This window comes from Hymenobacter taeanensis (assembly GCF_013137895.1).
GTDB lineage: Bacteria > Bacteroidota > Bacteroidia > Cytophagales > Hymenobacteraceae > Hymenobacter > Hymenobacter taeanensis.
This window is the reverse complement of the sequence record NZ_CP053538.1, coordinates 1443552-1469343: the sequence shown is the minus strand read 5'-3', so window position 1 is coordinate 1469343 and position 25792 is coordinate 1443552. Positions and strand designations below refer to the sequence as shown.

Sequence of the window (25792 nt, the reverse complement as noted above, 5' to 3'; positions counted from 1 at the left end):
ACGCAGGAGTGGCCTAGGGCTGCTTTACTGCCTGCCCCAGATCCTTAACATCTCGGCCGGTCTCAAGGGCAGTAAATTCAGCCTGCAGCGCCCGAATGTGGATTTCATCGCGCCCCTTAATATCCAGCCGAATGTCGCGGAATTGCTGGTTAAGGCGCCGGCTGATGGCAGTAGCGTAGTCCCAGTCGCGCTGGGTCCACTGCTTGCGTTTGGCTCGCACCTGCTGCATAAACTGCACAAAGGCGGGCTCAATAGTGGTGGGCGTGAGTTGCTCAATGGTGGCGTAGGTGCCCAAAAGCTCGCTGGTAAACGTTGCCTCGGCCGCCTTATCGAGGGGCTGGCGGGAGCGGGCCTTGGAAGCCGAGTCGAAGCGGGCGGCACGGTGGCCCGCCACCTTCAGCTTTTCGGCGGCACGGTCGGCAATGGTATCTAAGCGGCGGGCACCCTGGCTCACGGCTTCCTGCCGTTCCCGGGGCGTGCTGTCGCAGGCGGTGAGAGCAGAGGCCAGAAGGGCAGAGGCTGGCAGTAGGAAAAGAATAGCTCGTTTCATGCCGTAATGTACGCGTCAGAAGCAGGAATGGCTGCACAGCCCAGACCAGCCCGGCCGCGCAGCCATTGCCTGCGGGTGGTAAGAGAAAGATCAGGCTACTTCGCGAGTCGGAATGTAAAGGGCAGCTCGTGCTGCACTACCACCGCGCGGCCCCCAATGCGGGCGGGCAGCCACTGATTGGGAATAGCGCGGCACACGCGCAACGCTTCCTCATCGCAGCCTCCGCCAATGCCCAGCATCACCTTATGGTCTACGGCCCGGCCCAGGGTATCTACTACAAAAGCCACCACTACTTTACCCTGGATGTTCTTGCTCTGGGCCTGAGCAGGATAGTTAAGCTTGCTCATGAAGGGGGCCAATGCGGCATCGCCTCCCAAAAAAAGCGGTGGCTGAGTTAGGTGCTCCCGGTTCCAGGTGCCAGCTGTAGTTTGAACTGGGTAGGCCACATCATCGAAGTCGCGGAAAAACACGAGCTTCTTGGCCGTATGATCGTACTTCTGGGTAATCACCTGCCGACCGTCGCGGGTGTAGGAGTAGTATTCCCACACGCCTACTTTTTCGCCCTTTTCAAGCAGGCCGCTTTCCCATTCGTTCTTGCGCATTTTCTGAGCCTGTGCAGAGAACACGCCTAACAGCAAAGCAAGAACAAGGAGTGGTAATAGTTTTTTCATGCGAAATGAGTGGGATTTGGGGAGGGAAGAGCGCGGTCACTTTATTAGGCATTGATTCAACAGCAATTGAAATTAAATATTGGTATTATTATAATTATAGAAAAGCTCTTATCTACTGAATTTAGTATAGATGATGTGGAATTAAGGGTCTTTGGGTTGAAAAAAGGAGCCCGGCTTACTTTCGAAGGCGGCAGAACGAAATCCTTGATCGGGGAAATTTACAACTATATGTGTGAACCCCCAAGAGTAAGTGCTCACTTCTTACAAGCCGGGCTCGTCTAACTGGTCGCGCAGATCGCGCAGGCGGGTTTGTAGGCCAGGCCAGTTAGGGCACAAGTGCTCAAGGCGTTGCAGGGCCCGTAAGCTGCCCGCCACATCGCCAAGGTGCAGCAGCATAGTAGCTCGCCCTGACAGCGCCCCAAAGTGACGGGGCTCCAAACGCAGGGTCTGGCGGGCGTCATCGAGGGAGGCCCGGTACTCACCGCGCAGGTAATGGGCCGTTGCCCGTTTGTTCCAGCCCTCGGCATAATCGGGACTGGCGTCTATCAAAAACGAAAACTCCCGGATTGCCAGAGTATAGTCACCGGCCGCCATAGCCCGCATCCCCGACTCCAGATACTTATCCAGCAGCGGGTGCCCCGTCATCAACCAAATCTGCCAGATGCCATCCTGCAGTGCCTCAATTTCGGTGGGCGTGCTGGCTTCCCGCAGACGGGCAAAGAGGTCATCGAGGGTAGACAAGCGGTGAGGTTGTGAAAGGTGAAATTGTGAATATAAATGTCTTTACGTTACGCCAGGCAGGCGAAGGCAGTTGAATAACTTTTCACAATTTCACCCTTTATCACGACACCATTAAAACAGCGCCGCCGCTACCCGCCGGATGCTCTCCGACTTGCCCATGCTATAATAGTGTAGGCAGGGTACGCCATGAGCCATCAGCTCCTTGCTCTGGTTGATGCACCACTCAATCCCGATTTCGCGGGCCGCCGCGTTGTCAGGGGCTAATTGGACGGCATCAGCTAGTTCCTCAGGGAGGTTGAGGTAGAAGGAACGGGGCAGCATAGTAAGCTGGCTCTTGGTGGTCAGGGGTTTAAGGCCAGGAATAATGGGCACGGTAATGCCCGCGTTGCGGCAGCGCTTCTCGAAGTTGAAGAACTGCTCGTTGTCGAAGAACATCTGAGTAACGATGTACTCCGCGCCGCGGTCTACCTTGTGCTTAAGGTAGCGCAAATCGGCCCCGTAGTTCGGCGACTCAAAGTGCTTCTCGGGGTAGCCGGCCGTGCCAATGCAGAAGTTGGTGGCCCAGGTGTCGTCCTGCTCCTCATCCAGGTACTCGCCCTTGTTGAGGTTAGCTACCTGCCCAATGAGGTCGGCGGCGTAAGCGTGCCCGTCGGGGTCCGGCTTGAAGTGACCTTCACTTTTAATTGGGTCGCCGCGCAGGGCCAGCACGTTATCAATGCCGAGAAAGTGCAGGTCGATGAGCGCGTTTTCGGTTTCCTCCTTCGAGAAGCCCCCACAAATCAGGTGAGGCACCGTGTCCACATCGAAGCGGTTCTTGATGGCCGCGCAGATGCCTACCGTGCCGGGGCGCTTGCGCACGGTTTTCTTCTCCAGAAACCCGTTGGGATGCTGGCGGTACACGTACTCCTCGCGGTGATACGTCACGTCGATAAACGGCGGCTTGAACTCCATCAGGGGCTCAATATTCGAGAACAGGTTCTGGATGTTCTCGCCCTTTTTCGGGGGCAATACCTCGAAGGAAAACAGCGTCTTGCCGTCGGCGCGGGTCAGGTGTTCGGTTACTTTCATATAGCGGACCAACCAAAGGTTGACGGGTCGTTCTGGTAGGCGCCCCACCCCCCGGCCCCCTCTCCGAAAAAGGAGAGGGGGAGCCGAACGGACTTTTAGGTGATGGGGCAGTTGTTGGGTTACAGAGCAGATTTAATAGTTGCTATCACCTGGTCTGGTTCGTGCAGCACTTGGTTGTTGGAGAAGCGTAGAATTCTATAGCCGAGTTCCTGTAACAGGGCGGAGCGGCCAGTATCATAGTCTTGCTGGTCAGGCTGGTTGTGGATCTCTCCATCAACCTCCACAATCAGTTTAGAACTAAGGCTGACAAAATCAATGATGTAGCGGTCAATACTGTGCTGGCGTCGGAATTTGGTGCCAAGCTGCCCACCCCGTACTGCTTGCCATCGTGTTTCCTCTGCTTTCGTGGGCTCATGCCGCATGGCGCGACTCCTACCTTTCAAATTCAACTTACCGTACAGCCTTTTGTCTGCGGTGAAAATCTTGTCCTGGGACATAAGTCAAGTAGAAAGCTTAGCACGGTCTGTAATCGTCAGGCTCCCCCTCTCCTTTTTCGGAGAGGGGGCTAGGGGGTGGGGCGCCTCTAGAGCGCCGTCACGGGCACACTAGCAGGGTCGTAGTTTAGGTTGGGGGCCAGCCAGCGCTCCAGCTCTGGCAGCGGCATGTTCTTGCGCTCAGCAATGTCCTCTACCTGGTCCTTGCCGATGCGGCCGAGACCGAAGTAGCGGGAATCGGGGTGGGCGTAGTAGAGGCCACTTACCGAGGAAGCGGGATACATGGCCAGGTTCTCGGTGAGGCGGATGCCCGTGGTACTTTCAGCATCGAGGAGCTCAAACAGGGTGATTTTCTCGGTGTGGTCGGGGCAGCCGGGGTAGCCGGGCGCGGGGCGCACACCTCTGTATTTCTCCTGAATGAGGTCTTCGTTGGAAAGGTTCTCGGCGGGGTCGTAGCCCCAGAACTCCTCGCGCACCCGCTGATGCAGGCGCTCCGCAAAGGCCTCGGCGAGGCGGTCGGCCAGGGCTTTCACCATGATGCTGGAGTAGTCGTCGTGCTCCTGCTCGTACTTTTCCAGCAGCTTCTCAATGCCTAGGCCTGCCGTTACGGCAAACCCGCCGATGTAGTCTTCGCGGCCGGTTTCCTTGGGCGCCACAAAGTCAGAGAAGGCCAGGTTGGGCACGCCGGGGGCCTTCTCGCTCTGCTGGCGCAGGGTGAAGAACTCCGTCTGGATTTCCTGGCGGGTCTCATCCTTGAAAATCTGGATGGTATCGTGGCCGACGGTGTTGGCGGGCCAGAACCCCACTACGGCACGGGCCGTGAGCAGCTTCTCGTTGATGATTTGCTTCAGCAGCTTTTGGGCGTCGTTGAAGAGCTGGGTGGCGGCTTCGCCCACGTTCTCATCGGTGAGGATGCGGGGGTAGCGGCCCTTCAGTTCCCAGGTCTGGAAGAAGGGCGTCCAGTCGATGTATTCGGCCAGTTCGGCCAGCGGATAATCTTCCAGGGTTTTGGTGCCCAGGAAGCTCGGCTTCACAATGCGGCTGGTTTCCCAATCGGCTTTGAACCCGTTTTCACGAGCAGCTTCAATGGTGAGGTAGTTCTTCTCGCGCTGGCGGCCGGCATAGTCCTCACGGAGCTGGCGGTATTCCTCACGCACCGTGCGGGCGTACTCCACATCGGCGGTGCCGAGCAGGGCCGCGGCTACCCCTACCGAGCGGGAAGCGTCGTTTACGTGCACCACGGGGCCGGAGTAGTTGGGCGCAATTTTCACGGCGGCGTGCAAGCGAGAGGTGGTGGCGCCGCCAATGAGCAGCGGGGTGTTGAGGCCGCGCTTTTCCATTTCCTGGGCCACGTACACCATTTCATCTAGCGAAGGCGTGATGAGGCCGCTGAGACCAATCACGTCTACCTGCTGCTTCTGCGCTTCGTCCAGAATCTTCTCCAGGGGCACCATCACACCCAGGTCCACGATGTCGAAGTTGTTGCAGGCCAGTACTACGCCCACGATGTTCTTGCCGATGTCGTGCACGTCGCCTTTTACCGTGGCCAGCAGGATTTTACCGGCTGTTTGCCGGTCGCCGCTTTGCTTGTCGGCAAGCAGGTAAGGCTCCAGGTAGGCCACGGCCTTCTTCATCACGCGGGCCGATTTTACTACCTGAGGCAGGAACATTTTGCCCGCGCCAAACAGGTCACCCACCACGTTCATGCCGGCCATCAGGGGGCCTTCAATCACTTCGAGTGGCCTAGCTACTTGCTGGCGCACTTCCTCGGTGTCTTGGTCGATGAACTCCGTGATGCCTTTCACTAGGGCGTGCTGCAGGCGCTCCTTCACCGGCAGGCTGCGCCAGGCGTCGGCTACTACCTCCACTTTATCCTTCTGCTTTACCGTGTCGGCAAAGTCAACGAGACGCTCAGTAGCGTCGGGGCGACGGTTTAGCAGCACGTCTTCTACTAGCTCCAGCAGGTCCTTGGGCACTTCGTCGTACACGGCCAGCTGGCTGGGGTTTACGATACCCATGTCGAGGCCGGCCCGGATGGCGTGGTAGAGGAAGGCCGAGTGCATGGCTTCGCGCACTACGTCGTTGCCGCGGTAGGAGAAGCTGATGTTGCTGACGCCGCCGCTGGTGAGGGCGCCGGGCAGGTGTTGCTTGATCCAGCGAACGGCCTCGATGAAGTCCAGCGCGTAGTTGCGGTGCTCCTCCATGCCGGTGCCCACCGTCAGAATGTTAGGGTCGAAGATGATATCCTCGGCCGGGAAACCCACTTCGTTCACCAGGATATTATAGCTGCGCTGACAGATTTCGATGCGCTTCTCCAGCGTGTCAGCCTGTCCATTCTCATCGAAGGCCATCACCACCACGGCGGCGCCGTACTGACGCACCGTGCGGGCGCGCTCCTTGAAGGTCTCTTCGCCTTCCTTGAGCGAAATGGAGTTGACGATGCTCTTGCCCTGCACACACTTCAGTCCGGCTTCCAGCACGCTCCACTTCGAGGAGTCAATCATAATCGGCACCCGCGAAATGTCGGGCTCCGAGGCAATGAGGTTCAGGAAGGTGGTCATGGCCTGCTCCGAGTCGAGCATGCCTTCGTCCATGTTCACATCGATGACCTGGGCACCGCCCTCCACCTGGTCGCGGGCTACTTGCAGGGCAGCTTCGTAGTTGCCGGTCCGGATGAGGCGGGCGAAGGCGCGGGAGCCAGTCACGTTACACCGCTCGCCCACGTTCACGAAGAGGCTGTCGGGGTAGATGCCGAAGGGCTCTAGGCCACTCAGGCGGGTAGCTTTGGGTAGCTCGGGCAGCTTGCGCGGCTCATACTTATCAGCCAGACGGGCCAGCTCGCCAATGTGCTGGGGTGTGGTGCCGCAGCAGCCGCCCACCACCGTCACGAGGCTTTCCTTAAGGTAGTTTTCTACTACGCCCGCGAATTCCTGAGCCGACTCATCATAACCGCCAAATGCATTCGGCAAACCCGCATTCGGGTAGGCCGAGATGTGCACGTCGGCAATGCGGCTCAGTTCCTTGATGTACACCTGCAGCTGATCGGCGCCGAGGGCGCAGTTCAGGCCCACGCTCAGCAGGGGCAGGTGGCGGATGGAGTTCCAGAAGGCCTCCACCGTCTGCCCCGAAAGGGTACGGCCGGAAGCGTCGGTGATGGTGCCGGAAATCATGACGGGCACCACGCGGCCGCCTTCGTCGAAGAACTTCTGCACCGCGTACAGCGCCGCTTTAGCGTTCAGTGTGTCGAAGATGGTTTCGATGAGCAAAGCGTCGGAGCCGCCATCAATAAGGCCGCGCACCTGCTCGTGGTAGGCGGTGGCCAGCTCGTCAAACGTTACGGCCCGGAAGCCGGGGCGGTTTACGTCGGGGGAGAGGGAAGCGGTGCGGTTGGTGGGCCCAATGGCACCGGCCACGAACCGGGGCTTGTCGGGATTCTGGCGCGTAAACTCGTCGGCTACCTCTCGGGCAATGCGCGCCGACTCATAGTTGAGCTCGTACACGATATCCTCCAGGGCATAGTCAGCCTGCGCGATGGTGGTGCCGCTGAACGTATTGGTTTCCACCATATCGGCCCCGGCCGCGAAGTAATCGGCGTGGATGCCTTTGATGATATCAGGCCGCGTAATGCTCAGCAGGTCGTTGTTGCCACGCAGAGGCTTGGGATGATCGGCGAAGCGGGTGCCCCGGAAGTCAGCCTCTTCCAGCTTGTGGCGCTGAATCATGGTGCCCATGGCGCCATCCAGAATCAGGACGCGTTTGGCAAGTATATCGTGGAGCGGGGAGTCAGTGACGGTCGGCATATTGGCTCTTCAAGTAATTCGGCAGCGAAAAAGTGCCTATCCAGAGAGAGCCGTGCGAGAAGCGCGTCCTGTTCTTATCTTCTTCCAAAACCGCCAAAACGGTTTGAAAAGGGAATTAGCACCTTGTTTTATTTCAGGTTGCTAAGACGTCGTCGGGCCCAATCCCTCGGTCTTTCTGGATAAGTAACTCTGCGAAGATACAGCAGGAATCTTCAACTTTCAATTTGGGAGGCTGGGAACGTCATGCTTCGACAAGCGGACACCAGATGAAGCATGACGTTCTTATTGTTTGCTGTGCACACGGCCTGGTTAGGGGAAGCTAACTGTGGGAGAACTGCGCCGCCTTACTTCTGACGTGATGCCAGCACCTCGCGCACGGAGGTCCAGCGGAGCTCGGGGTACCGGTCGTTGTCCAGGGGCTGTAGTTTGGGGAGACCCGTGAACATGTTGTGGAGGTATTGCATGCCCTGCCAGGGCGGAAATACCTCGTTAGTGGCTGGCATGAGGGTGCGCGTGACCTTGATCATGCCAGCTAGGAACCCTAGGCCACCTGCTCGCAGCAAGCCAAACTTTTCACCGGTGGCCTCAGTAGCAGCTGCCTGCAGGTCTCGGATGGTGGCTACTTCGCCGGCCACGCGCAGGTAACGGGGCGTGGTAGAGTCAAGAGCCGCGAGGGCGGTAAAGGCGGCGGTATCTTCGGTGGTAGTGAAATCCAGGGGCTGATCGGGGTTGCCCCAGTAGAGCACCCTCTTGGGCCCAAACAGCACGACCGGCGCCTGCCCGGTCAGCAGGTCCGCGAACATACCGTTGAGGACGGACGTGGCCTGGAGAGGCAGCTCATTTAGCCGCTCATTAAACTCCCGGCGCAGGTCGAGGTTGCGGTTAGAGCCTTTCGGTAGCTTCGTGTAATCAATGGAATAGTCGGAGGGGATGAAGCGCGGCACGCCTGCTGCCACGGCCGCTTTTGCCAGCCGGGTCTGCATCCCCACAATCTCCTCGCGCAGCCCCGACAACGCCGAAACCACACAGCCGGCGCCAGCACTGGCCTCCGTCAGGGAAATAAGGCTGTTGTAGTCTACCTCAGTAAGGCTGGCTCCCAGCTGGCGCAGGGCAATAGCCTCCGGCTTAGAGCTGCTACCCGGCCGCACCAGGGCCTGCACAGTGGCGCCACGTTGCAGTAGGTGCTTGGCAATGCGAAAACCCAGGTCGCCGGTAGCGCCTGCTACTACAATGGTAGCAGGAGCTGACGTGGTACGGGGCTGGGGAGTAGTAGGTTCTGTCAAAATAGAGGAGGTAAAAGTTAAGTAAGAAAGGCCAGTCTGCCCATGGGGGTAAAGCCTGAAGCTGGTAATACAGCCGGGCATAACAGAAGGTTACTATGACTCAAGCAGCAAGCAGAGCACGTAGGCCACTTGGTTGGCGGTGAGCTACAGTTTAACAGGCTGCAACTATTGACAGACCCTCAGCATCTTAAAGAAAGAATAAAAATAAATGTAACCATGGTGGAAACATATATGTACCTACCCGAGTTGCTATGCGCTGAATCCGCACATAGCAGGTTCCTGTACATCGACTTCATCATGAATCACACTCCGCATCTTTTCTCGTCCGTTCAGGTGGGCGCCCTCACGCTGCCCAACCGTTTTGCCATGGCCCCCATGACCCGGAGCCGCGCCACTAACCCGGAAACCGTACCCACCGACTCGGTAATAAAGTACTACGTGCAGCGCGCTTCGGCGGGCCTGATCATCACGGAAGGTTCGCAGGTATCAGCTCAGGGCGTGGGTTACATCAATACCCCTGGTATTTATACCGAGGAGCAGGTAGCTGGCTGGAAGAAGGTAACTGACGCGGTGCATGCAGCCGGCGGCCGCATTTTCATTCAGCTTTGGCACGTAGGCCGCGTGTCGCATCCTTTCTTCCACAACGGCGAGCTGCCCGTAGGCCCCTCGGCCATCAAGCCTGAAGGAGCTAAGGCCTTCACCGGCCAGGGCTTTGAGGATGTACCTACGCCACGCGCCCTGGAGTTGAGTGAAATTCCGGGCGTTGTAGACCAGTTCCGCCAGGCGGCTCGCAACGCCAAGCTGGCCGGTTTTGATGGCGCCGAAATCCACGGCGCCAATGGCTACCTGCTCGATCAGTTCATTCAGGACGGTTCTAACCAGCGCACCGATGAGTACGGTGGCAGCGTAGAAAACCGCGCCCGCTTTACCTTGGAAGTGGTGAAGGCCGTGGTAGACGAGCTGGGCGCCGACCGCGTAGGTATCCGCCTCTCGCCCCAGGGCAGCAGCAGCATCAAGGACTCCGACCCGGTACGCACCTTCAGCTACGTAACAGAGCAGCTCAACCAGTTCAACCTGGCTTACCTGCACGTAATTGAGGCCCTGCCCGGTCACCCCATGGCCCAGCCCAGTGCCCCAGCCGTAGCTGCGCACCTGCGCAAAATCTTCAATGGCACCTTCATCCTAAACGGTGGCTACACTCAGGAAACTGCCGAAGAAGCCCTGGCCAACAACGAAGCCGATGTAATTGCTTTCGGTGTGCCGTTTATTGCCAACCCCGACCTAGTGGAGCGCTTCCGCAGCGGGGCCGCCCTCAACACCCCCGACCCCAGCACGTTCTACGTGCCCGGCGACAAAGGCTATATCGACTACCCCTCCCTGCAAGAACAGGGCGTAGACTTGAAGGAGCCCGTTGACTACCAGAATAACTAAGTAGCAGCTTCCTGTCTGCAATGGCACTTATAGAACCCGCCCCGGCGTAAGCTGGGGCGGGTTTTGTTTTATCCCACCTCCGGCCCACCCTGGCTTGATGCGCCACATCCTCCGGGGGTGGGGTTAGCTGCCGGGGCCCAAATCTGCGTACGCAGAAAAACAACCAACCCACACTACGCTAATGGCTGCTAAGAAAACTTCTACCCCTTCTACTACTGCCAAATCGGAGGCTAAGGCAGCTCCAGCTAAAAAAACAGCGGCTACTCCAGCCGCTAAGAAAGCCGCGGCTGCAGCCTCTGCGGCGCCTGAGCCCGTGAAGAGGCCTACGGCGAAGGAGATGAAAAAGCATGCCCAAAAGTTACCTTATCCGGCCAAGCAGGCTGATATGGATTTGCAGCCGGCCATGAGCTTCTCTACGTACCGGGCCGCCGGGAAACTGCAGGACAAGATTGCTCTGGTCACGGGCTCTGACTCCGGCATCGGGCGGGCGGTGGCGGTGGCCTTTGCCATGGAGGGGGCTCACGTAGCGGTACTCTACAATGAAAATACTGTGGATGCCGAGGAAACGAAGCGCCTCGTGGAAGCTCAGAACCGTCGGTGCCTCTTGCTGCAGTTAGATGTGCGCGACCCGGAACAGTGCAAACAAGCCGTGCGCCTGACCCGCAAAGAGCTGGGCGGCCTCAATATTCTCGTCAACAACGCCGCCTTCCAGATGAGCGCCGAGAAGTTCGAGGACATTTCCGAGGAGCAGATTCGCCGCACCTTCGATACCAACATTCTCGGTTATATCTGGATGGCGCAGGCCGCCATTCCGCACCTCCAGCAGGGCGACTGCATCATCAACACGGGCAGCATTGTAGGCCTCACCGGCATCCCGATTCTGGTGGATTACGCCTGCACCAAGTCGGCCATTCATGCCCTCACCAAGAGCCTGGCTACTTACCTTGGTGAGCGGGGCATTCGGGTGAACTGCGTGGTGCCCGGCCCCGTCTGGACGCCCAATATTCCCGGCACTATGCCCAAGGAGGAAATCGAGAAGTTCGGCCACGAGGTGGCCCTGGCCCGCCCCGGCCAGCCCGAAGAGCTGGCTCCCGCCTATGTGCTGCTGGCCTCCCAGGACGGCTCCTTCATGACCGGCTCGCTCGTCCACGTCACGGGGGGCAAAATGAGTAGCGACCAGTAAGTGAGGTGATGAGGTGAAGTAATAATAAGATAGTAAAGGGATGTCATGCTGAGCCTGCTGAAGCCTCTCTACCTCTGGCTAATCTCTGGCCTAGGCCTATTGCAGCGAAGCAGTAGAGATGCTTCGGCAAGCTCAGCATGACGGTTTGTTCTATACTAACTACCACATTTAAAAGCGCCTTTTCTAAGCAGATGGAGCGCTTTTATTGTTCAGTAGAAACCTTGCACTGGCCTAGCTCGTCAGTAAAGGCTGAGTTCTTCTATCTCACCGGCTGATTTCCAGACCCGAATGGCATCCCCTCACTACCCCGAAGGCACCGTGCGCGCCCTGCTCCAGACCGAGCTCGTGACGGAAGCTACCCGCGCCGCCCTGCTGTCCCGCCTCGATACTTCGCCTTACACGCCGCAGTTCTTCGATGAGGGGACCTACGAGCTGCTGCGAGCCGTGGCAGCGCGCATTTACCCCCAGCCGGAACGCGCAGAACCCATTGAGTTAGCCCCCGTGGTAGACAAGCGCCTCGCGGAAGGCGACTCCGATGGGTGGCGCTATGATGCCATGCCGCCCGACCGGGAGGCCTACCGCCTGGGCCTGGGTGGTATCAACCAGGCTGCCCAGGCGCTGTTCCAACTGCCATTCCAGCAACTACCCGAGGCGCAGCAGGACCAGGTTATGGAAGTCATTGCTAACGGCACTGCTCCCGGCGAGAACTGGCAGCAGCTGCCCATCAACCGCTTTTTTGAAGAACTGCTGGCCGAGCTAACCGAAGCCTACTACTCGCACCCACTGGCTCAGGAGGAAATCGGGTACGTGGGCATGGCCGACGTGCCCGGCTGGACCCACATTGAGCCCAATCAACTAGAGCCCCGCGAGCCGGAAGCGGTGAAAGAGTGATCAAGTGACCTAATGAGTTGATGTTCTCTCTGCGTTACAGGCGCCAGTAGCGCGGTCTGGGCCAGCCGAACGACAAACTCACTACTTCACACCTCACTACGTCACTCAATCACACTTTCACAATTCCACCGAATATGCCCGACGAAGAAGTACTGGAAGAGGGTGTGCTGAACCCTATAAAACCGGAAGTTCAGGACCCCTTGCTCAAAAGCATCCTGGCTGAAAACGATGCGCTGCCCGTTGAAGCACCCAGTGAAATGGAACAGGCTGCCCCGCTCCCCGACCCCGTGGACGAGGTAGACTGCGTGGTAATAGGTACCGGTGCCGGGGGTGCGCCCTTGCTGGCCCGACTGGCCATGGCTGGCCTGAAAGTAGTAGCCCTGGAAGCCGGCCCCCGCCGCGACCCTACCCAGGACTACGCTACCGACGAAAAAGCTCAGCATTTCCTGTTCTGGAACGATGAGCGCCTTTCGGCGGGCCAGAACCCGGTGGCCTTCGGCAATAACAACTCCGGCACCGGCGTGGGCGGCTCTACCCTGCACTACACGGCCTACACGCCCCGCGCCCACCGCGGCGACCTAAGCCTGTTCACTGACTTCGGTAAGGGCGTGGATTGGCCGTTCGGGATTGAGGAGCTGGAGCCTTACTATGAGGAGCTGGAGCACTTCCTGGGCATCAGCGGGCCTACGCCCTATCCCTGGGATGCCAAGCGCCGCAAAGGCTACCCGCTGGCACCGCTGCCCCTCAATGGAGCCGCGCTGCTCATGCAGAAAGCCTGCGCCGACCTGGGCATCAAGACCTCACCCGCGGCCAATGCGGCGCTGTCGGCGCGCTATTACCAGGAGGGTATTGGCTGGCGCGAAGCCTGCACCAACCGAGGCTTCTGCCAGGCCGGCTGCAACCGCGGCGCCAAGGCCAGCATGGACGTCACCTTCCTGCCATTAGCAGAGGCCTACGGGGCCGAAATTCGGTCGGAGGCCTTTGTAACGGAAATTGAGCGCGATGCCAAGGGCCATGTAACGGCCGTGGTGTATACCCAGCAGGGGGAGCAAAAGCGCCAGCGCTGCCGCCACCTGTTTCTGTGCGCCGGGGCCGTAGAAACTCCCCGCTTGCTGCTGCTCAATGAGCTGGCCCTCACCAGCGGGCAGGTAGGCAAAAACTTTATGGCCCATACGGGCATGCAGGTATGGGGCACCTTCGATGAGGATATTCGGCCTTACAAAGGCATTCCCGGTGGCCTGATTTCTGAAGATACTCACCGGCCCGCCGATGCCGATTTTGCGGGCGGCTACCTGCTGCAAAGCATCGGCGTAATGCCCGTGACGTTTGCCTCCCAGATGGCGCGCCAGCGCAAGCTCTGGGGCCAGCCGCTGCGCGACTACATGCGCAGCTACAACCACACCGCTGGCATTAACATCCTCGGCGACTGCCTGCCCCACGAAAGCAACTTCCTGGAGCTGGCCGAAGAAAAAGACGGGCGGGGCCTGCCCAAGCCGCGCATCCATTTCACGGCCCAGGAAAATGAGCAGCGCATGAACGCTCACGCCGAAAAGCTCATGCGCCAGATCTGGGAGGCCGCCGGGGCTCACGATATCTGGTCTTTTGAGCGCTACGCCCACACCATTGGCACCGCCCGTATGGGCCTCTCCGGCGACGACGCGGTAGTGAATGCCGACGGCCGCGCCTTCGATGTGCCCAACCTCTATATCTGCGACAACTCCGTCTTCCCCAGCGCCCTCAGCGTCAATCCGGCCCTCACCATTATGGCCCTTAGCCTCCGCACCGCCGACAAGTTTCTGGCAGCCCGGCAGCGGCTGGATGGGTAGGAGCTGAGTATTCCTCTAAAGGGCATGCTGAGCGGAGTCGAAGCATCTCGCTCGCATCCGTTGAATTAGCATGGCAGCATCGGCACGCGAGATGCTTCGGCTGCGCTCAGCATGCCCTTTAATATTCCACTTGATTGCTCGCGTAATCAACGCACCCTGTTCTCATGGCCAAAAGCTTCCTGACGCATATTAAAGACAAGTACGGCGACGGCAATTATGAGGGCGACGAGCACGGCGGTGCGGCCGGCCACGACGGCAGTGGCCTACCTACCGGCAACCCCGGCAACTTCATGTTCGCTACCGGCATTGAGTGCTCGTATCCTACTATTGCAGGCGGCACCATCCGGCGCGACCTGCTGGCCGAAACGGACCACTACACCCGCTACAAGGAGGACCTGGGCCTGGTGAAGGAGCTGGGCCTGAAGGTGCTGCGCTACAACCTGCCGTACTATCTCATTCATAAAGCGCCGGGCAAGTTTGACTGGGAGTTTGCCGATAAGGCCATGGCCGAAATTCAGCGCCTGGGCATTACGCCCATTCTGGACTTAATGCACTTTGGGGTGCCCGACTGGATTGGCAACTTCCAGAACCCTGAGCTGCCGGTGCACTTCGCGGAGTACTGTGGGGCCGTGGCCAAGCGCTACCCCTGGGTGCGCTTCTACACGCCCGTAAATGAGATTTACGTCACGGCGCGCGCTTCCGCTAAAGATGGCATCTGGAATGAGCAGCTTAAGGATGACCGCGCCTTCATCACGGCCATGAAGCACTGCGCGGCGGCCAGCATTATGGGTAACCAGCAAATTGCCCGGTACCGCCCCGACTGCATCATCGTGCAGAGTGAATCAGCGGAGTACATTCATGAGATGCGCGCCGTGGAAAGCGACGCGGTGCGCCTCAGCAACAAGCTCCGCTTCTTGTCCTTGGACCTGCTCTACGCCCACACTCTCGATGCCGAGGTGCTGCTCTACTGCCTCGATAACGGCCTCACCCGCCAGGAGCTGGAGTGGTTTATGGCCGGTGAGCCGCCCGGCTACCAGATTATGGGCAACGACTACTACGGCCGCAATGAGCGCATTATTAAGCCCAACGGCGAGTGGTGCGCCGCCGAAGATGTGCTGGGCTGGTACACCATGACGCGCCAATATTACGAGCGCTACCGCAAGCCCGTGATGCACACTGAAACCAACACCTTCGATAAGAAAGACGCCGAATGCTGGCTCTGGAAGCAGTGGGTAAACGTGCAGCGCATTCGCCAAGATGGCGTGCCCGTGGTGGGGTTCACTTGGTACAGCCTCCTCGACCAGCTCGACTGGGATATTAGCCTCGCCGAGAAGCGCCTCTCTGTCAATGCCTGCGGCCTCTACGACCTCGACCGCCGTATCAGGCCGGTAGGGGAGAGCTACAAAATGATGATCCGCGAGTTCGGCCAAATCACCATCATGCCCCATGGCGAAGTCTTCGAGTTCACCAGCCGCCCCGCCACGTTAAAGGTGGAGAAGTAGGGTAGAAGTGCTTTGAGCTATCCGGCACCCCACCCCCGTCCCCTCCCCTCCGGGAGAGGGGTGCGTTCTGGCATAGAAGTCATTTGGCACCCCTCTCCCGGAGGGGAGGGGACGGGGGTGGGGTTTCCCTAGGCCACTCCACCACCTATTCATTGACCGAAACCAGCCGCCAATACCCTTGCTAAGTCGGTTTGTTGATTAATTGCTTTTCTTATATAGGGTAGGATTAATTCTTTGCTTCAGTTTGTGTAGGTTAGGGGCGTATTCTCACTCCTCACTTCCTATTTTATTGATATGAAGCAATTTACTCCGCTAGGCCAGGCACTGGGCTGGGGCGCAGCTTTCCTGCTGACGTTGGGTGCCTGCAGCCCCAAAGCCACGACTGTTGCCACCACCAGCACCGCCCCACCGCCCACCGCCGAGGCTACTTCGGCATCGTCAGCCGCGTCGTCGTTTCAGATTCCGGTGGAGTACTACACCCTGCCGAATGGGCTGAAGGTAGTACTGTCGCCCGACCATACGGCCCCCACGGCTACGGTGGCCGCCTACTACAACATTGGGTTTCGGAATGAGCCGCGCGACCGGACTGGGTTTGCTCACCTGTTTGAGCACCTGATGTTTCAGGGCTCCCAGAACCTGGGTAAGATGGAGTTCATTCAGCTGATTCAGAAGAACGGCGGGGTGCTCAACGGCTCCACGCGCTTTGACTTCACCAACTATTTTGAGGTGGTGCCGTCCCACAAGCTGGAAACCATTATCTGGGCCGAAGCCGACCGGATGCGGGGCCTTGCTATCAACCAGGCTAACCTCACCAACCAGCAGGGCGTGGTGAAAAACGAGGTGCGCGTGAACGTGCTCAACCAGCCCTACGGCGGCTTTCCGTGGCTGGACATGCCCCAGTATGCCAACAAAAACTGGAACAACGCCCACAACTTCTACGGCGACCTGAAGGACCTCGACGCCGCTACCCTAGAAGATGCGCAGTCGTTCTTCAAGACGTATTACGCGCCCAACAACGCCGCCATTGCCGTAGTCGGCGACTTTGAGCCCGCCGAGGCCAAGGCCTGGGTACAGAAGTATTTCGGTAATATCCCGGCCGTAACCCAGCCGCCCAAGCCCGACCTCACGGAGCCCCGCCAGGAAAAGGAGCAGCGCTTCACCAAGGATGATAAGCTGGCCACCAAGCCCGCCCTGGCCTTTGCCTACCACATGCCGGAGCGCAACACCCCCGAGTACTACGCCCTCATCCTGCTCGACCAGATTCTGTTGCAAGGCAAAGACTCGCGCCTCTACCAAGCCATGGTGCAGAAGCGCGGCCTGACCGATGACGTAGGCGGCGGCATCAACTACCTCGGCAATGCCTTCAACTATGCCGGCCCCATGCTCTGGATGGGTAACCTTACCTACGACCAAACGGTGAAATCCGATTCTGTGGTGAGCGTGCTTGATCAGGAAATAAACCGGTTAGCCAAAGGCGGCATTGATCAGCCGACGCTTGATCTGGCCATGGTGAAGCTGCGCTCCAGCCTCTACGATCAGCTTTCGGGCTCCGATAACTTTGGGCGGGCCGATATGCTGGCGGCTTTTGCGTTGTTTGATAACGACCCCTCGCGCATCAACACGCTGGAAGGCGAGTTTCGCAAAATCACGCCGGCCATCATGCAGCGCACCATTCAGGAATACCTGCGGCCCACTAACCGCACTATTGTAGTTGTAAACCCATTGGCCAAGAGCTAACCCCGATCTATGAAACCGTTTTATATCGGGTTGCTAAGTGCGGCCCTGCTCACCACTGGCCTAGAGGCCTCAGCCCAAACTAAACCTGCCGCCAAACCGGGGGCCACTGCCAAACCCGCCGCTCCCGTAGTAGCAAGCACGCCCAAAGAAACGCCCCCGCCCGGCGGCACACCCCGCGACTTTGCCCTACCGGCTAAGGAAGAATTTGAACTGCCCAATGGCCTGAAAGCCAGGCTGGTGCCGTACGGCCAGGTGCCCAAGGTCACGATGATGGTAGCCATTCAGGCCGGTAACGTGCATGAAGTGGCCGATGAGGTAGGCGTGGCTGACTTGCTGGGCAAGCTGATGAACGAGGGCACCAGCACCCTCAGCGCCAGCCAGCTGGCCGATAGAGTGGCCCGCATGGGCGGCTCTCTGAACATCTCCGTAGGCCAGGACCAAACCAATATCTGGGCCTCCTGCCTGTCGGAGTTTGCGCCCGAGCTAGCCGCTCTGATGGCTGATGTAGTGCAGCACCCCGCTCTACCGGCCAGCGAGCTGCCCCGCATCAAAAGCGACTTTAAGCGCCAGATGAACCTGGCCCGTGCTCAGCCCGGCACTCAGGCCCGCCAGAAGTTTACGGCCTCGCTCTACGGCAACCATCCCTACGGTAGGCCTATCCCCACCGATGCCGCCATCGATGCCTTAACCATGGAGCAGGTGAAGGCCTTCTACCAGAACCAGTACGGTGCCCAGCGCACCAGCGTGTACGTGGCCGGCAAGTTTGACCAAGCCGCGCTGCGCCAGGCCATCACGAAAAGCTGGAGCGACTGGACCAAAGGCCCGGTACCCCACATTGAAATTGCCAAAGCCCAGATCCGACCCGACGTAATGACCATCGACAGGCCTAGTGCCCCCCAGTCGACCATCGTCATTGGCATGCCCGTCGTCGATCCTTCGCATCCCGACTATATGAAGGTGCGGGTGATGAACTCTCTGCTGGGCGGCTCCTTCGGCTCGCGCATCACGCGCAACATCCGCGAGGACAAGGGCTATACGTACTCGCCCTATAGCTTCATTGAGACGCACTACCGGGCCGGCAACTGGAGCCAGAATGCCGACGTGACGACCCAGGAAACCGGTAACTCGCTCAAGGAAATCGTGTACGAGATTGAGCGCCTTCAGAAAACCCCGCCCACCGCCGAGGAGTTGAAAGGCATTCAGAACTATGAGTCGGGCCTGTTTGTACTGCGCAACTCCACGCCGGGCGGCATCATTGGTCAGCTTAACACCCTCGACCTGCACGGCCTCCCCGACAGCTACCTCACCGAGCAGGTGAAGAATATTAACGCCGTTACGCCCCAGCAAGTATCCGAAACCGCCCGCAAATACGTCCGCCCCGAGGCCATGACCATTGTGGTAGTCGGCGACAAGAAAATCATCGACCCTCAGATCAAGAAGTTTAAGGAGAGCCGGAAGAAGGCGCTATAAACTAAAGTTAGAAAACTAGTTTCCCTCCTCAGCTGATAAGGTTGCTCTATAGTTTGTTGGTGCGCAAGCATTTAATGATAACTGCATCAGTTACGACATAAGTCTCATTGTTGTAAGTGCCGCTTACAGTTAGACTTGCATTAGTACAACCACCAGTAATCTTTACTCTGAAAATCCTTTGAGGCGCTTCCTCTCCTGAATAATACACCGTATAGCCAGTCTCCTCTCCAATTAAAGCCATCAATCTTGCATTTTTGCTCAGGTCTTTTTTAATCGTGAATAAAAACTGAGGTGTGCGTACGAAGATGAAATAAACTGCACACCCCAAAGCAAAGGCGAAGCAGAATGCTATAAAGGCGTATGACAGATAAGTATTTAGTGCAAGAAACCGTTTAAACAGGCTCATATCAGGCGATAAATCAGGTGGCGCATGATGCCAAGTGACTCAAAAGTGGCACATAAATGCACAAACGCAAACAGCCGCTCCGGGTATTCGGAGCGGCTGTTTTGTTGCAATGGTGTGCGAAGTTGGGTTTACACAGCTGCTTCGGCAGGCTGGGGGTGCTGGGTTGGCATTTCTACATCAACTCCCAGACCTTTGGCGATGTACATGCCCAGGCGGATGTCGGCGCGGAACCAGTGGCAGAGCTGGCGCTGGGTGATGAGGTCCTTTTTCGGACCGTTGATGCCGCTCATGGAGCCGACGATGTTGTCGATGAGGTTGCGCTGAGCCTGGGCGTCGAGGAGGCGGAACAGGTTGCCGGCCTGGGTGTAGTGGTCGTCGTTGCCGGGGCCTTCGTTGCGGTCGTAGCGGGCAGCAAAACCGTTGAGCTCCTGGGCGGGCTCACCCTGGGTTTTGTCTTCCACGGGGCCGTCGAAGGAGTTGGGGAAGTAGTTGGGGCCGGGGCCGCCGTTGTCGCCGAGGGCCATTTGGCCGTCGCGCTGGTAGTTGCTGAAGCCGAAGGGGCAGGCGTTTACGGGCAGGTGCTCGTAGTTGGCACCCAGGCGGTAGCGGTGCGCATCGGGGTAGCTCAGGATGCGGCCCTGCAGCATTTTGTCGGGCGAGTAACCGATGCCGTCTACCACGTGGGCGGGGGCGAAGGCGGCCTGCTCTACATGCGCGTGGTAGTTGTTGGGCACTTGGTTCAGCTCCATCACGCCTACCTGCTGCAGCGGAAACTCGCCCTGGGGCCACACTTTGGTCAGGTCGAAGGGGTTCCAGCGGAAGTCGCGGGCCTGCTCCTCGGTCATGGTCTGGATGAACATCGTCCAGCGCGGGAAGTCGCCGTTGTCGATGGCCTCTACCAAGTCCTGCTGCGCGAAATCGGGGTTTTCACCCTTCAGGCGGGTAGCCTCTTCGCTGGTTAGGTTCTTGATGCCCTGCTGGGTGTGGAAGTGGAACTTCACCCACACGCGCTCATTCTCGGCGTTGATCAGGGAGAAGGTGTGCGAGCCGTAGCCGTGCATGTGACGGTAGCCGTAGGGTGTGCCGCGGTCCGACATCAGGATAGTGACCTGATGCAGGCTCTCGGGGTTCAGGCTCCAGTAGTCCCACATCATGGTGGGTGACTTCAGGTTGCTGCGCGCCTCCCGCTTCTGGGTATGAATGAAGTCGGTGAACTTCAGCGGGTCTTTCACGAAGAATACGGGCGTGTTGTTACCCACCAGGTCCCAGTTGCCATCCTCGGTGTAGAATTTCAGGGCGAAGCCGCGGGGGTCGCGCTCGGTGTCGGCTGAGCCTTTCTCGCCGCCTACGGTGCTAAAGCGGGCAAACATCTTACACTCGTTGCCTACTTTGCTGAAGAGCTTGGCGCGGGTCAGGTGGGTGATGTCGTGGGTGACGGTGAACTTACCGTAGGCGCCGCTGCCCTTGGCGTGCACTACGCGCTCGGGGGTACGCTCGCGGTTGAAGTGGGCCGACTTCTCGTGCAGGAAGTAGTCCTGGAGCAACAGGGGGCCGCGTGCGCCGGCCGACAGAGAATTTTGATTGTCGAATATGGGGCGACCAGAAGCAGTGGTAAGCTTCTTCGGTTGAGTTGATTCTTCCATAGGAAAAGAGAGTAAGGGGTGTCGGCTGCGGCCCGCTTTGGTAGCAGATCTGCGGCAAAGGTTGAGCTTAGTTAGGTATAAGTAAAATCGATTGTTTTTATAGTAGTATAGTGTGTGTCTATATTTGTTCTGATGCAGATTCCCGCGGAGGGCGCGGAGTTGTTCAAAAGGTTAATCAATGAATATTCAGCAGCTTGAGTACTTAGTGGCGCTTGATACCCACCGGCAGTTTGTGCTGGCAGCGGAGAAGTGCCATGTCACGCAACCTACGTTGAGCATGCAGCTGCAAAAGCTGGAGGAGGAATTGGGCGTATTGCTCTTTGACCGCACCACCAAGGGCGTGCAGCCCACAGCGGTGGGCGCGAAAGTGGTGCAGCAGGCCCGGCGGGTGCTGCGCGAGGTGCAACAGCTGCGCGAGGTAGTGCAGGTAGAGAAAGATGAGCTGGTGGGGGAGTTGCGCCTGGGCATCATCCCGACTTTGGCGCCTTACTTAGTGCCGCTATTTCTGGTGGAGCTGGTGGAGCGCTACCCCAAGCTGAGGGTGCAGGTAGAGGAGTTGCAGTCGGCCCAGATTATTCAGCAGCTCAAAGACAACCAGCTCGATATAGGCCTGTTGGTAACACCCCTCGACGACCGGCAGCTGCGCGAGATTCCGGTGCTGGAAGAACCCTTTCTGGGCTACATTTCCGAAAACCACGAGCTGTACCCGCAGGCCACCATCAGCCCCCAGGATATGGGGGCCCCAGGCCTATGGCTGCTGCAGGAGGGCCACTGCTTCCGCCACCAGGTGCTCAACATCTGCTCCCCGGCCCCGTGGATACCACCCGACCCTTCACCTACGAAAGCGGTTCTATTGAAACGCTCAAGCAGCTGGTGCGCCACAACCACGGTTATACTTTGGTGCCCGAGCTCTCGGTGCTGCCCGAGCTCAATAACCCCATGGTGAAGCGGTTTGAGGCGCCTGAGCCCGTCCGGGAAATCAGCCTGGTGGTGCACCACGGGTTCGTGCGCCTGCCGCTACTTACCACCCTGCGCGATATTATTCTGCGCCAGGTGCCCGAGCGGCTACAGGCGGGCAAGGCCCAGCAGAAGATAAAGTGGCGCTAGGCCAACTATAGCGCAACTGCCGGACCCGAAACGCCTAGTTCGCGTAGAAGCAGGTATGCCCGACTCCCTCACGTTTATCGGCCTGCACTACTGGGCCGGCTCCGGCCGCGAATTTCAGCAGGTGGCGGCGCTGCTGGCCCCCGCCTACTCCTTCCTGGCCCCCGACCTCTCTGGCTTTGGCGAATCGGTGCCGCCCGTTGGGGGTGGTTATTCAATTGATGCCTACGCCGACCAGATAGCCAGCATCATTGCGGAAAAGCAGGTGGGGCGCTACGTGCTGGTGGGCCACAGCATGGGCGGCAAAATTGCGCTGGCGCTGGCGGCCCGCCAACCCGCGGGCTTGGTGGGCGTGGCCCTGCTGACGCCCTCGCCTCCCACCCCAGAACCCATGACCGATGAGGAGCGGATGGCCAGCATGCGCAGCTACGGTAAGCTGGCCGAAGCCGAGAAAACCTTCCAGAAAATAACCGTCAGGCCACTGCCAGAAGATATCCATCAGCAAATTCTGAAGGACAACATGCAAACCACCCGCCTGGCCTGGGATGCCTGGCTGCTGCACGCCAGCCGCGAAGACATCAGCGCCCGGATGTGCAACGTGCTGGTGCCCTGCACCATCGTGGCCGGCGACCAGGATGATGTGATGTCGCCCTCGGTGCACGGCCTGGAAACTCTGCCGTTGCTACCCACAGGTACGCCCCTGGAAATTATCGGCGGCACAGGCCACCTATTGCCCTATGAGGCCCCAGAAGAGGTTGCGCAGCTGCTACGCGCATTCGCGCAACGATTGTAGCCACGCAGCTGCTTTCCAAAGAACTGTCATTCCGAGCAGGTTGCGCATCAAGCCGGGAGCGAGGAATCTAGGTCGGCTGCCAGGCCAGTCTTGTACCCGGTAAGCTGCTTGACAAGCACGACTGGCTGTCATGCCTGATCTGGCCAGAGAAAATCCGATAAAGCAACTGCTACACCCATAGGCCAGTCGGGCACCTGAACACGCATCGTGCAACGGTTAAAACTCCGAACTTGTGGACCCATTCCCGCTCCGCATGAAATCCTGGCTTTTCCTACCGCTGCTGCTCTCCTTGGCGACGCTCACCACCTGCCGCACCGCTCGCATTACAGACCCGTATGCCCTGTACCCTACCTATGATGGTCCCGACCTAGGCCTGACGTTCGTGCGGGGCCAAGCGCACCTGCGGGTGTGGGCGCCTACTGCGGAAACGCTGGCGCTGAAGCTCTATGCGGAAGGCGCTGGGGGCACGCCGGTGGCCGAATACGCCATGCAGAAATCAACGGGCGGCACCTGGACTTACACGCTGCCGGCCCAGCCGCCGGGCCGGTTCTACGTGGTGCAGGCCACCATTAAGGGCAAGCAGCTGGCTGAAGTGCCAGACCCCTACGCCCACGCCGTAGGCATAAACGGCCACCGGGGCGCCCTGCTAAACCCCGCCACCGTGAACCCGCCGCAGTGGGAAGACGACCTGCGCCCCAGACTCAGGCAGGCCACCGACGTGGTAATTGGCGAAGTGCACGTGCGCGACCTGACCATGCACCCGCAGTCGGGGGTGCAGCACAAGGGCAAGTTTTTGGGCGTGGCTGAAAGCGGCACCCGCGGCCCGGAAGAGGTAAAAACTGGCCTAGACCACCTCACAGAGCTCGGCCTGACCCACGTGCACCTGCTGCCCACCAACGACTTCGCCTCCGTAGACGAAAGCCTGCTCCAGCAGAACCGCTACAACTGGGGCTACGACCCGCTGAACTACTCCGTGCCGGAGGGCTCCTACGCCACCGACCCCGCCGACCCGGCCAGCCGCATCCGGGAGATGAAGCAGATGGTGCAAACCCTGCACGGCAGTGGCCTACGGTTGGTGCTGGACGTGGTGTACAACCACACCGCCGACGCCGGCCGCAGCTCCTTTGAGCAGCTGGTGCCTGGCTACTACTACCGCCACAACCCCGATGGCTCCTATTCTGATGCTGCCGCCTGCGGCAATGAAGTAGCCTCGGAGCGGCCCATGGTGCGCAAGCTCATCGTGGAGTCGGTGGCCTACTGGGCCCGGGAGTACCACGTTGATGGGTTCCGGTTCGACCTCATGGGCATTCTGGATATCCGGACGATGCGGGCCGTGCGCGTGGCCCTGGATCAGATTGACCATAGCATTTTCGTGTACGGCGAAGGGTGGGCCGCCGGCGCCAGCCCCCTGCCTGAGCAGGAGCGGGCCGTGAAAGCCAACGTAGGCCGTCTTGACCGCATTGCCGCCTTCGGCGATGAGCTGCGCGACGGCGTGAAGGGCCACTACGCCCGCCAGACTGAGCCCGGCTTTGCCAGCGGGCAGCCGGGGCTGGAGGAGAGTGTGAAGTTTGGCATTGTGGCCGCCACCCAGCACCCCCAGCTTGATTACGCCAAGGTCAATTACTCGAAAGCGCCCTGGGCCACTTCACCTATGCAGGCCATCAACTACGTAGCCTGCCACGACGACCGGGTGCTCTGGGATAAGCTCACGGTTTCCAACCCCGGCGCATCAGAAGAGGAGCTGATAAAGATGGATTTGCTCAGCAACACCATCGTGTTTACCTCGCAGGGTGTGCCGTTCCTGCCCGTGGGTGATGATTTCCTGCGGACTAAAGGCGGCTCCCACAACTCCTACAACCTCCCCGATAGCGTTAATCAGCTTGATTGGGCGCGGAAAGCGCAGTACCTGCGCATCAACCAGTTTTACCGCCAGCTCATTGCCCTGCGGCGCGCCCACCCGGCCTTCCGGCTACCCACCCAAGAGCTGGTGCAGCAGCACCTGGAGTTTTTGCCCAACCTGCCGGCCACTACCATCGGGTACCGCCTGAAAGGCTACGCCGGCGGCGATACCTGGAACAACATTGTGGTGCTCTTTAACGGTAACCGCCAGACCGCCAGGCTGCCCATTCCCGGCGGGCGTTACTCCGTGGTGCTGGCCGGCGACCAAATCAGTCAGCAGGGAATCCGGACGGTAGAGGGCGCGGGCGAAACCCTGACCGTGGAAGTGCCTGCCTCCTCGGCCCTGATTCTGGTGCAGCGCTAGGCCAGGGGCGGGCAGCTGTAAGCTCGGGCGTAGTAACTGCGTACGGTGGGTTTCGTTGTAGCTAGGCCACTCTTCCTGCCCGTGGTTGCTCCATGCTCTTCCTCACCCAACTTCGTTCCGCCTTCCGTCGTCATTGGTCTCATTACCTAGCCGAAGCACTCGGTATTGGCTTCTTTGTGACGAATGCGGGACTCCTGACTACTCTGCTGGAGCACCCGGCCTCACCCGTGCGGCAGGCTCTGCAAACTAACGACACGGCCCGGCACTGGCTGATGGGCCTGGCCATGGGAGTAGTGATTGTGCTCATAGTGTACAGCCCCTGGGGCAAGAAATCGGGTGCTCACATCAACCCGGCCGTTACGCTGGCCTTCTGGCAACTAGGCAAAATCCGGACTGCCGATGCCGTGTGGTACGTGCTGGCTCAGGTAGCCGGGGCCATTAGCGCGGCGCAGCTGCTGAAGCTGATACTAGGCAAGCTCTACGCGCATCCTACCGTAAACTACACCGTTACGCAGCCCGTACCGCTGCCGCGGGGCGTGCTGCTGGCTTTTGCCGGAGAATTTGTCATTTCCTTTATCCTGATGCTGGTGCTGCTCCTGGCTCTGCATTCCAAAAAGCTCAAGGAGCTGGCCGGTTGGCTGATAGGTGCCCTGCTGGCTCTATACATCGTGTACGAAACGCCCTATTCAGGCATGAGCCTGAACCCGGCCCGCACGCTGGGCTCGGCAGTGGCCGCTGGTGAGTACTACGGCATGTGGGTATACTGGGTGGCGCCTTCGGTGGCCATGTGGCTGGCTACCGTTCTGTTCCGGCGCTTCCATCACGGCGAGAACCTGCAATGTGCCATCGTGGCCGGCTGCAGCCCCAGCCCTTCCTCACCCCATTCCCCCGGCGAAGAGCCCCCGCAGTACCCAAATGAGGGAAATACGTGATGAG

At 59.2% G+C, this 25792-nt stretch carries 21 protein-coding genes and 1 riboswitch; of the genes, 12 read left to right on the top strand and 9 right to left on the bottom strand.

What is annotated here, in order from left to right; translation table 11 throughout:
* Nucleotides 1-13: 13 nt before the first annotated feature.
* The 7 genes from HMJ29_RS06290 to HMJ29_RS06260 form a co-directional block, all read right to left on the bottom strand.
* Entirely contained in the window at nt 14-550 is a 537-nt protein-coding gene (locus HMJ29_RS06290; protein WP_171590676.1) for a hypothetical protein, read from the bottom strand.
* 95 nt (nt 551-645) lie between these two features.
* A complete protein-coding gene (locus HMJ29_RS06285) occupies nt 646-1221 on the bottom strand; it encodes an energy transducer TonB (RefSeq protein ID WP_171590675.1) in 576 nt (191 codons plus the stop codon).
* Nucleotides 1222-1482: 261 nt separating this feature from the next.
* A complete protein-coding gene (locus tag HMJ29_RS06280; protein WP_171590674.1) occupies nt 1483-1962 on the bottom strand; it encodes a tetratricopeptide repeat protein in 480 nt (159 codons plus the stop codon).
* Nucleotides 1963-2073: 111 nt separating this feature from the next.
* Complete coding sequence (gene metF, locus HMJ29_RS06275; RefSeq protein ID WP_171590673.1) at nt 2074-3030, bottom strand: methylenetetrahydrofolate reductase [NAD(P)H]; 957 nt, start codon at nt 3028-3030, stop codon at nt 2074-2076.
* A gap of 119 nt (nt 3031-3149) precedes the next feature.
* The gene (locus HMJ29_RS06270) at nt 3150-3527 is read right to left on the bottom strand and encodes an endonuclease domain-containing protein (protein WP_171590672.1); all 378 of its coding nucleotides are present in this window, start codon (nt 3525-3527) and stop codon (nt 3150-3152) included.
* Nucleotides 3528-3613: 86 nt separating this feature from the next.
* Entirely contained in the window at nt 3614-7324 is a 3711-nt protein-coding gene (gene metH, locus HMJ29_RS06265) for a methionine synthase (protein WP_171590671.1), read from the bottom strand.
* 71 nt (nt 7325-7395) lie between these two features.
* A riboswitch (SAM riboswitch) is annotated at nt 7396-7510 on the bottom strand.
* Nucleotides 7511-7668: 158 nt separating this feature from the next.
* The gene (locus tag HMJ29_RS06260) at nt 7669-8607 is read right to left on the bottom strand and encodes an NmrA family NAD(P)-binding protein (RefSeq protein WP_244678830.1); all 939 of its coding nucleotides are present in this window, start codon (nt 8605-8607) and stop codon (nt 7669-7671) included.
* A 297-nt stretch (nt 8608-8904) separates the two neighbouring features.
* Between HMJ29_RS06260 and HMJ29_RS06255 the strand changes: the two genes are divergently transcribed.
* The 7 genes from HMJ29_RS06255 to HMJ29_RS06225 all read left to right on the top strand — a co-directional run bounded on the left by HMJ29_RS06255 (nt 8905) and on the right by HMJ29_RS06225 (nt 18647).
* Entirely contained in the window at nt 8905-10038 is a 1134-nt protein-coding gene (locus tag HMJ29_RS06255; protein WP_171590669.1) for an alkene reductase, read from the top strand.
* A 181-nt stretch (nt 10039-10219) separates the two neighbouring features.
* Nucleotides 10220-11221 (top strand): SDR family oxidoreductase, encoded by a 1002-nt coding sequence (locus HMJ29_RS06250; RefSeq protein WP_171590668.1) that lies wholly within the window; start codon nt 10220-10222, stop codon nt 11219-11221.
* A gap of 288 nt (nt 11222-11509) precedes the next feature.
* Entirely contained in the window at nt 11510-12112 is a 603-nt protein-coding gene (locus HMJ29_RS06245) for a gluconate 2-dehydrogenase subunit 3 family protein (protein ID WP_171590667.1), read from the top strand.
* 134 nt (nt 12113-12246) lie between these two features.
* Complete coding sequence (locus HMJ29_RS06240) at nt 12247-13938, top strand: GMC family oxidoreductase (protein ID WP_171590666.1); 1692 nt, start codon at nt 12247-12249, stop codon at nt 13936-13938.
* Between the two features lie 164 nt (nt 13939-14102).
* Complete coding sequence (locus tag HMJ29_RS06235) at nt 14103-15440, top strand: family 1 glycosylhydrolase (protein ID WP_171590665.1); 1338 nt, start codon at nt 14103-14105, stop codon at nt 15438-15440.
* Between the two features lie 294 nt (nt 15441-15734).
* Nucleotides 15735-17177: a M16 family metallopeptidase gene (locus HMJ29_RS06230; RefSeq protein ID WP_171590664.1), complete on the top strand. Its 1443-nt coding sequence runs from the start codon at nt 15735-15737 to the stop codon at nt 17175-17177.
* 9 nt (nt 17178-17186) lie between these two features.
* Nucleotides 17187-18647: a M16 family metallopeptidase gene (locus HMJ29_RS06225; RefSeq protein WP_171590663.1), complete on the top strand. Its 1461-nt coding sequence runs from the start codon at nt 17187-17189 to the stop codon at nt 18645-18647.
* A gap of 46 nt (nt 18648-18693) precedes the next feature.
* On the opposite strand, the gene HMJ29_RS06220 is transcribed toward HMJ29_RS06225, so the two are convergent.
* Nucleotides 18694-19053, bottom strand: a complete 360-nt coding sequence (locus tag HMJ29_RS06220) for a hypothetical protein (protein WP_171590662.1) — start codon at nt 19051-19053, stop codon at nt 18694-18696.
* A gap of 128 nt (nt 19054-19181) precedes the next feature.
* Nucleotides 19182-20696: a catalase gene (locus HMJ29_RS06215; RefSeq protein ID WP_171590661.1), complete on the bottom strand. Its 1515-nt coding sequence runs from the start codon at nt 20694-20696 to the stop codon at nt 19182-19184.
* A 178-nt stretch (nt 20697-20874) separates the two neighbouring features.
* Between HMJ29_RS06215 and HMJ29_RS06210 the strand changes: the two genes are divergently transcribed.
* The 5 genes from HMJ29_RS06210 to HMJ29_RS06195 all read left to right on the top strand — a co-directional run bounded on the left by HMJ29_RS06210 (nt 20875) and on the right by HMJ29_RS06195 (nt 25788).
* A complete protein-coding gene (locus HMJ29_RS06210) occupies nt 20875-21642 on the top strand; it encodes a LysR substrate-binding domain-containing protein (protein ID WP_253805668.1) in 768 nt (255 codons plus the stop codon).
* Nucleotides 21570-21803, top strand: a complete 234-nt coding sequence (locus tag HMJ29_RS20445) for a type 2 periplasmic-binding domain-containing protein (RefSeq protein ID WP_253805667.1) — start codon at nt 21570-21572, stop codon at nt 21801-21803. The genes HMJ29_RS06210 and HMJ29_RS20445 overlap by 73 nt, the downstream gene beginning before the upstream one ends.
* Before the next feature lie 55 nt (nt 21804-21858).
* On the top strand, nt 21859-22593 hold the full coding sequence (locus HMJ29_RS06205; protein ID WP_171590660.1) for an alpha/beta fold hydrolase: 735 nt from the start codon (nt 21859-21861) through the stop codon (nt 22591-22593).
* 253 nt (nt 22594-22846) lie between these two features.
* The gene (pulA, locus tag HMJ29_RS06200; protein ID WP_171590659.1) at nt 22847-24856 is read left to right on the top strand and encodes a type I pullulanase; all 2010 of its coding nucleotides are present in this window, start codon (nt 22847-22849) and stop codon (nt 24854-24856) included.
* 92 nt (nt 24857-24948) lie between these two features.
* The gene (locus HMJ29_RS06195; RefSeq protein ID WP_171590658.1) at nt 24949-25788 is read left to right on the top strand and encodes an MIP/aquaporin family protein; all 840 of its coding nucleotides are present in this window, start codon (nt 24949-24951) and stop codon (nt 25786-25788) included.
* Nucleotides 25789-25792 lie beyond the last annotated feature (4 nt).

Coding starts and splice junctions, on each gene's coding strand:
- HMJ29_RS06210 (WP_253805668.1), top strand. CDS start 20,875: ATGAATATTCAGCAGCTTGAGTACTTAGTGGCGCTTGATACCCACCGG.
- HMJ29_RS06230 (WP_171590664.1), top strand. CDS start 15,735: ATGAAGCAATTTACTCCGCTAGGCCAGGCACTGGGCTGGGGCGCAGCT.
- pulA (WP_171590659.1), top strand. CDS start 22,847: ATGAAATCCTGGCTTTTCCTACCGCTGCTGCTCTCCTTGGCGACGCTC.
- HMJ29_RS06195 (WP_171590658.1), top strand. CDS start 24,949: ATGCTCTTCCTCACCCAACTTCGTTCCGCCTTCCGTCGTCATTGGTCT.
- HMJ29_RS06220 (WP_171590662.1), bottom strand. CDS start 19,053: ATGAGCCTGTTTAAACGGTTTCTTGCACTAAATACTTATCTGTCATAC.
- HMJ29_RS06290 (WP_171590676.1), bottom strand. CDS start 550: ATGAAACGAGCTATTCTTTTCCTACTGCCAGCCTCTGCCCTTCTGGCC.
- HMJ29_RS06285 (WP_171590675.1), bottom strand. CDS start 1,221: ATGAAAAAACTATTACCACTCCTTGTTCTTGCTTTGCTGTTAGGCGTG.
- metF (WP_171590673.1), bottom strand. CDS start 3,030: ATGAAAGTAACCGAACACCTGACCCGCGCCGACGGCAAGACGCTGTTT.
- HMJ29_RS06235 (WP_171590665.1), top strand. CDS start 14,103: ATGGCCAAAAGCTTCCTGACGCATATTAAAGACAAGTACGGCGACGGC.
- HMJ29_RS06240 (WP_171590666.1), top strand. CDS start 12,247: ATGCCCGACGAAGAAGTACTGGAAGAGGGTGTGCTGAACCCTATAAAA.
- HMJ29_RS06245 (WP_171590667.1), top strand. CDS start 11,510: ATGGCATCCCCTCACTACCCCGAAGGCACCGTGCGCGCCCTGCTCCAG.
- HMJ29_RS06225 (WP_171590663.1), top strand. CDS start 17,187: ATGAAACCGTTTTATATCGGGTTGCTAAGTGCGGCCCTGCTCACCACT.
- metH (WP_171590671.1), bottom strand. CDS start 7,324: ATGCCGACCGTCACTGACTCCCCGCTCCACGATATACTTGCCAAACGC.
- HMJ29_RS06255 (WP_171590669.1), top strand. CDS start 8,905: ATGAATCACACTCCGCATCTTTTCTCGTCCGTTCAGGTGGGCGCCCTC.
- HMJ29_RS06250 (WP_171590668.1), top strand. CDS start 10,220: ATGGCTGCTAAGAAAACTTCTACCCCTTCTACTACTGCCAAATCGGAG.
- HMJ29_RS06205 (WP_171590660.1), top strand. CDS start 21,859: ATGCCCGACTCCCTCACGTTTATCGGCCTGCACTACTGGGCCGGCTCC.
- HMJ29_RS06270 (WP_171590672.1), bottom strand. CDS start 3,527: ATGTCCCAGGACAAGATTTTCACCGCAGACAAAAGGCTGTACGGTAAG.
- HMJ29_RS06215 (WP_171590661.1), bottom strand. CDS start 20,696: ATGGAAGAATCAACTCAACCGAAGAAGCTTACCACTGCTTCTGGTCGC.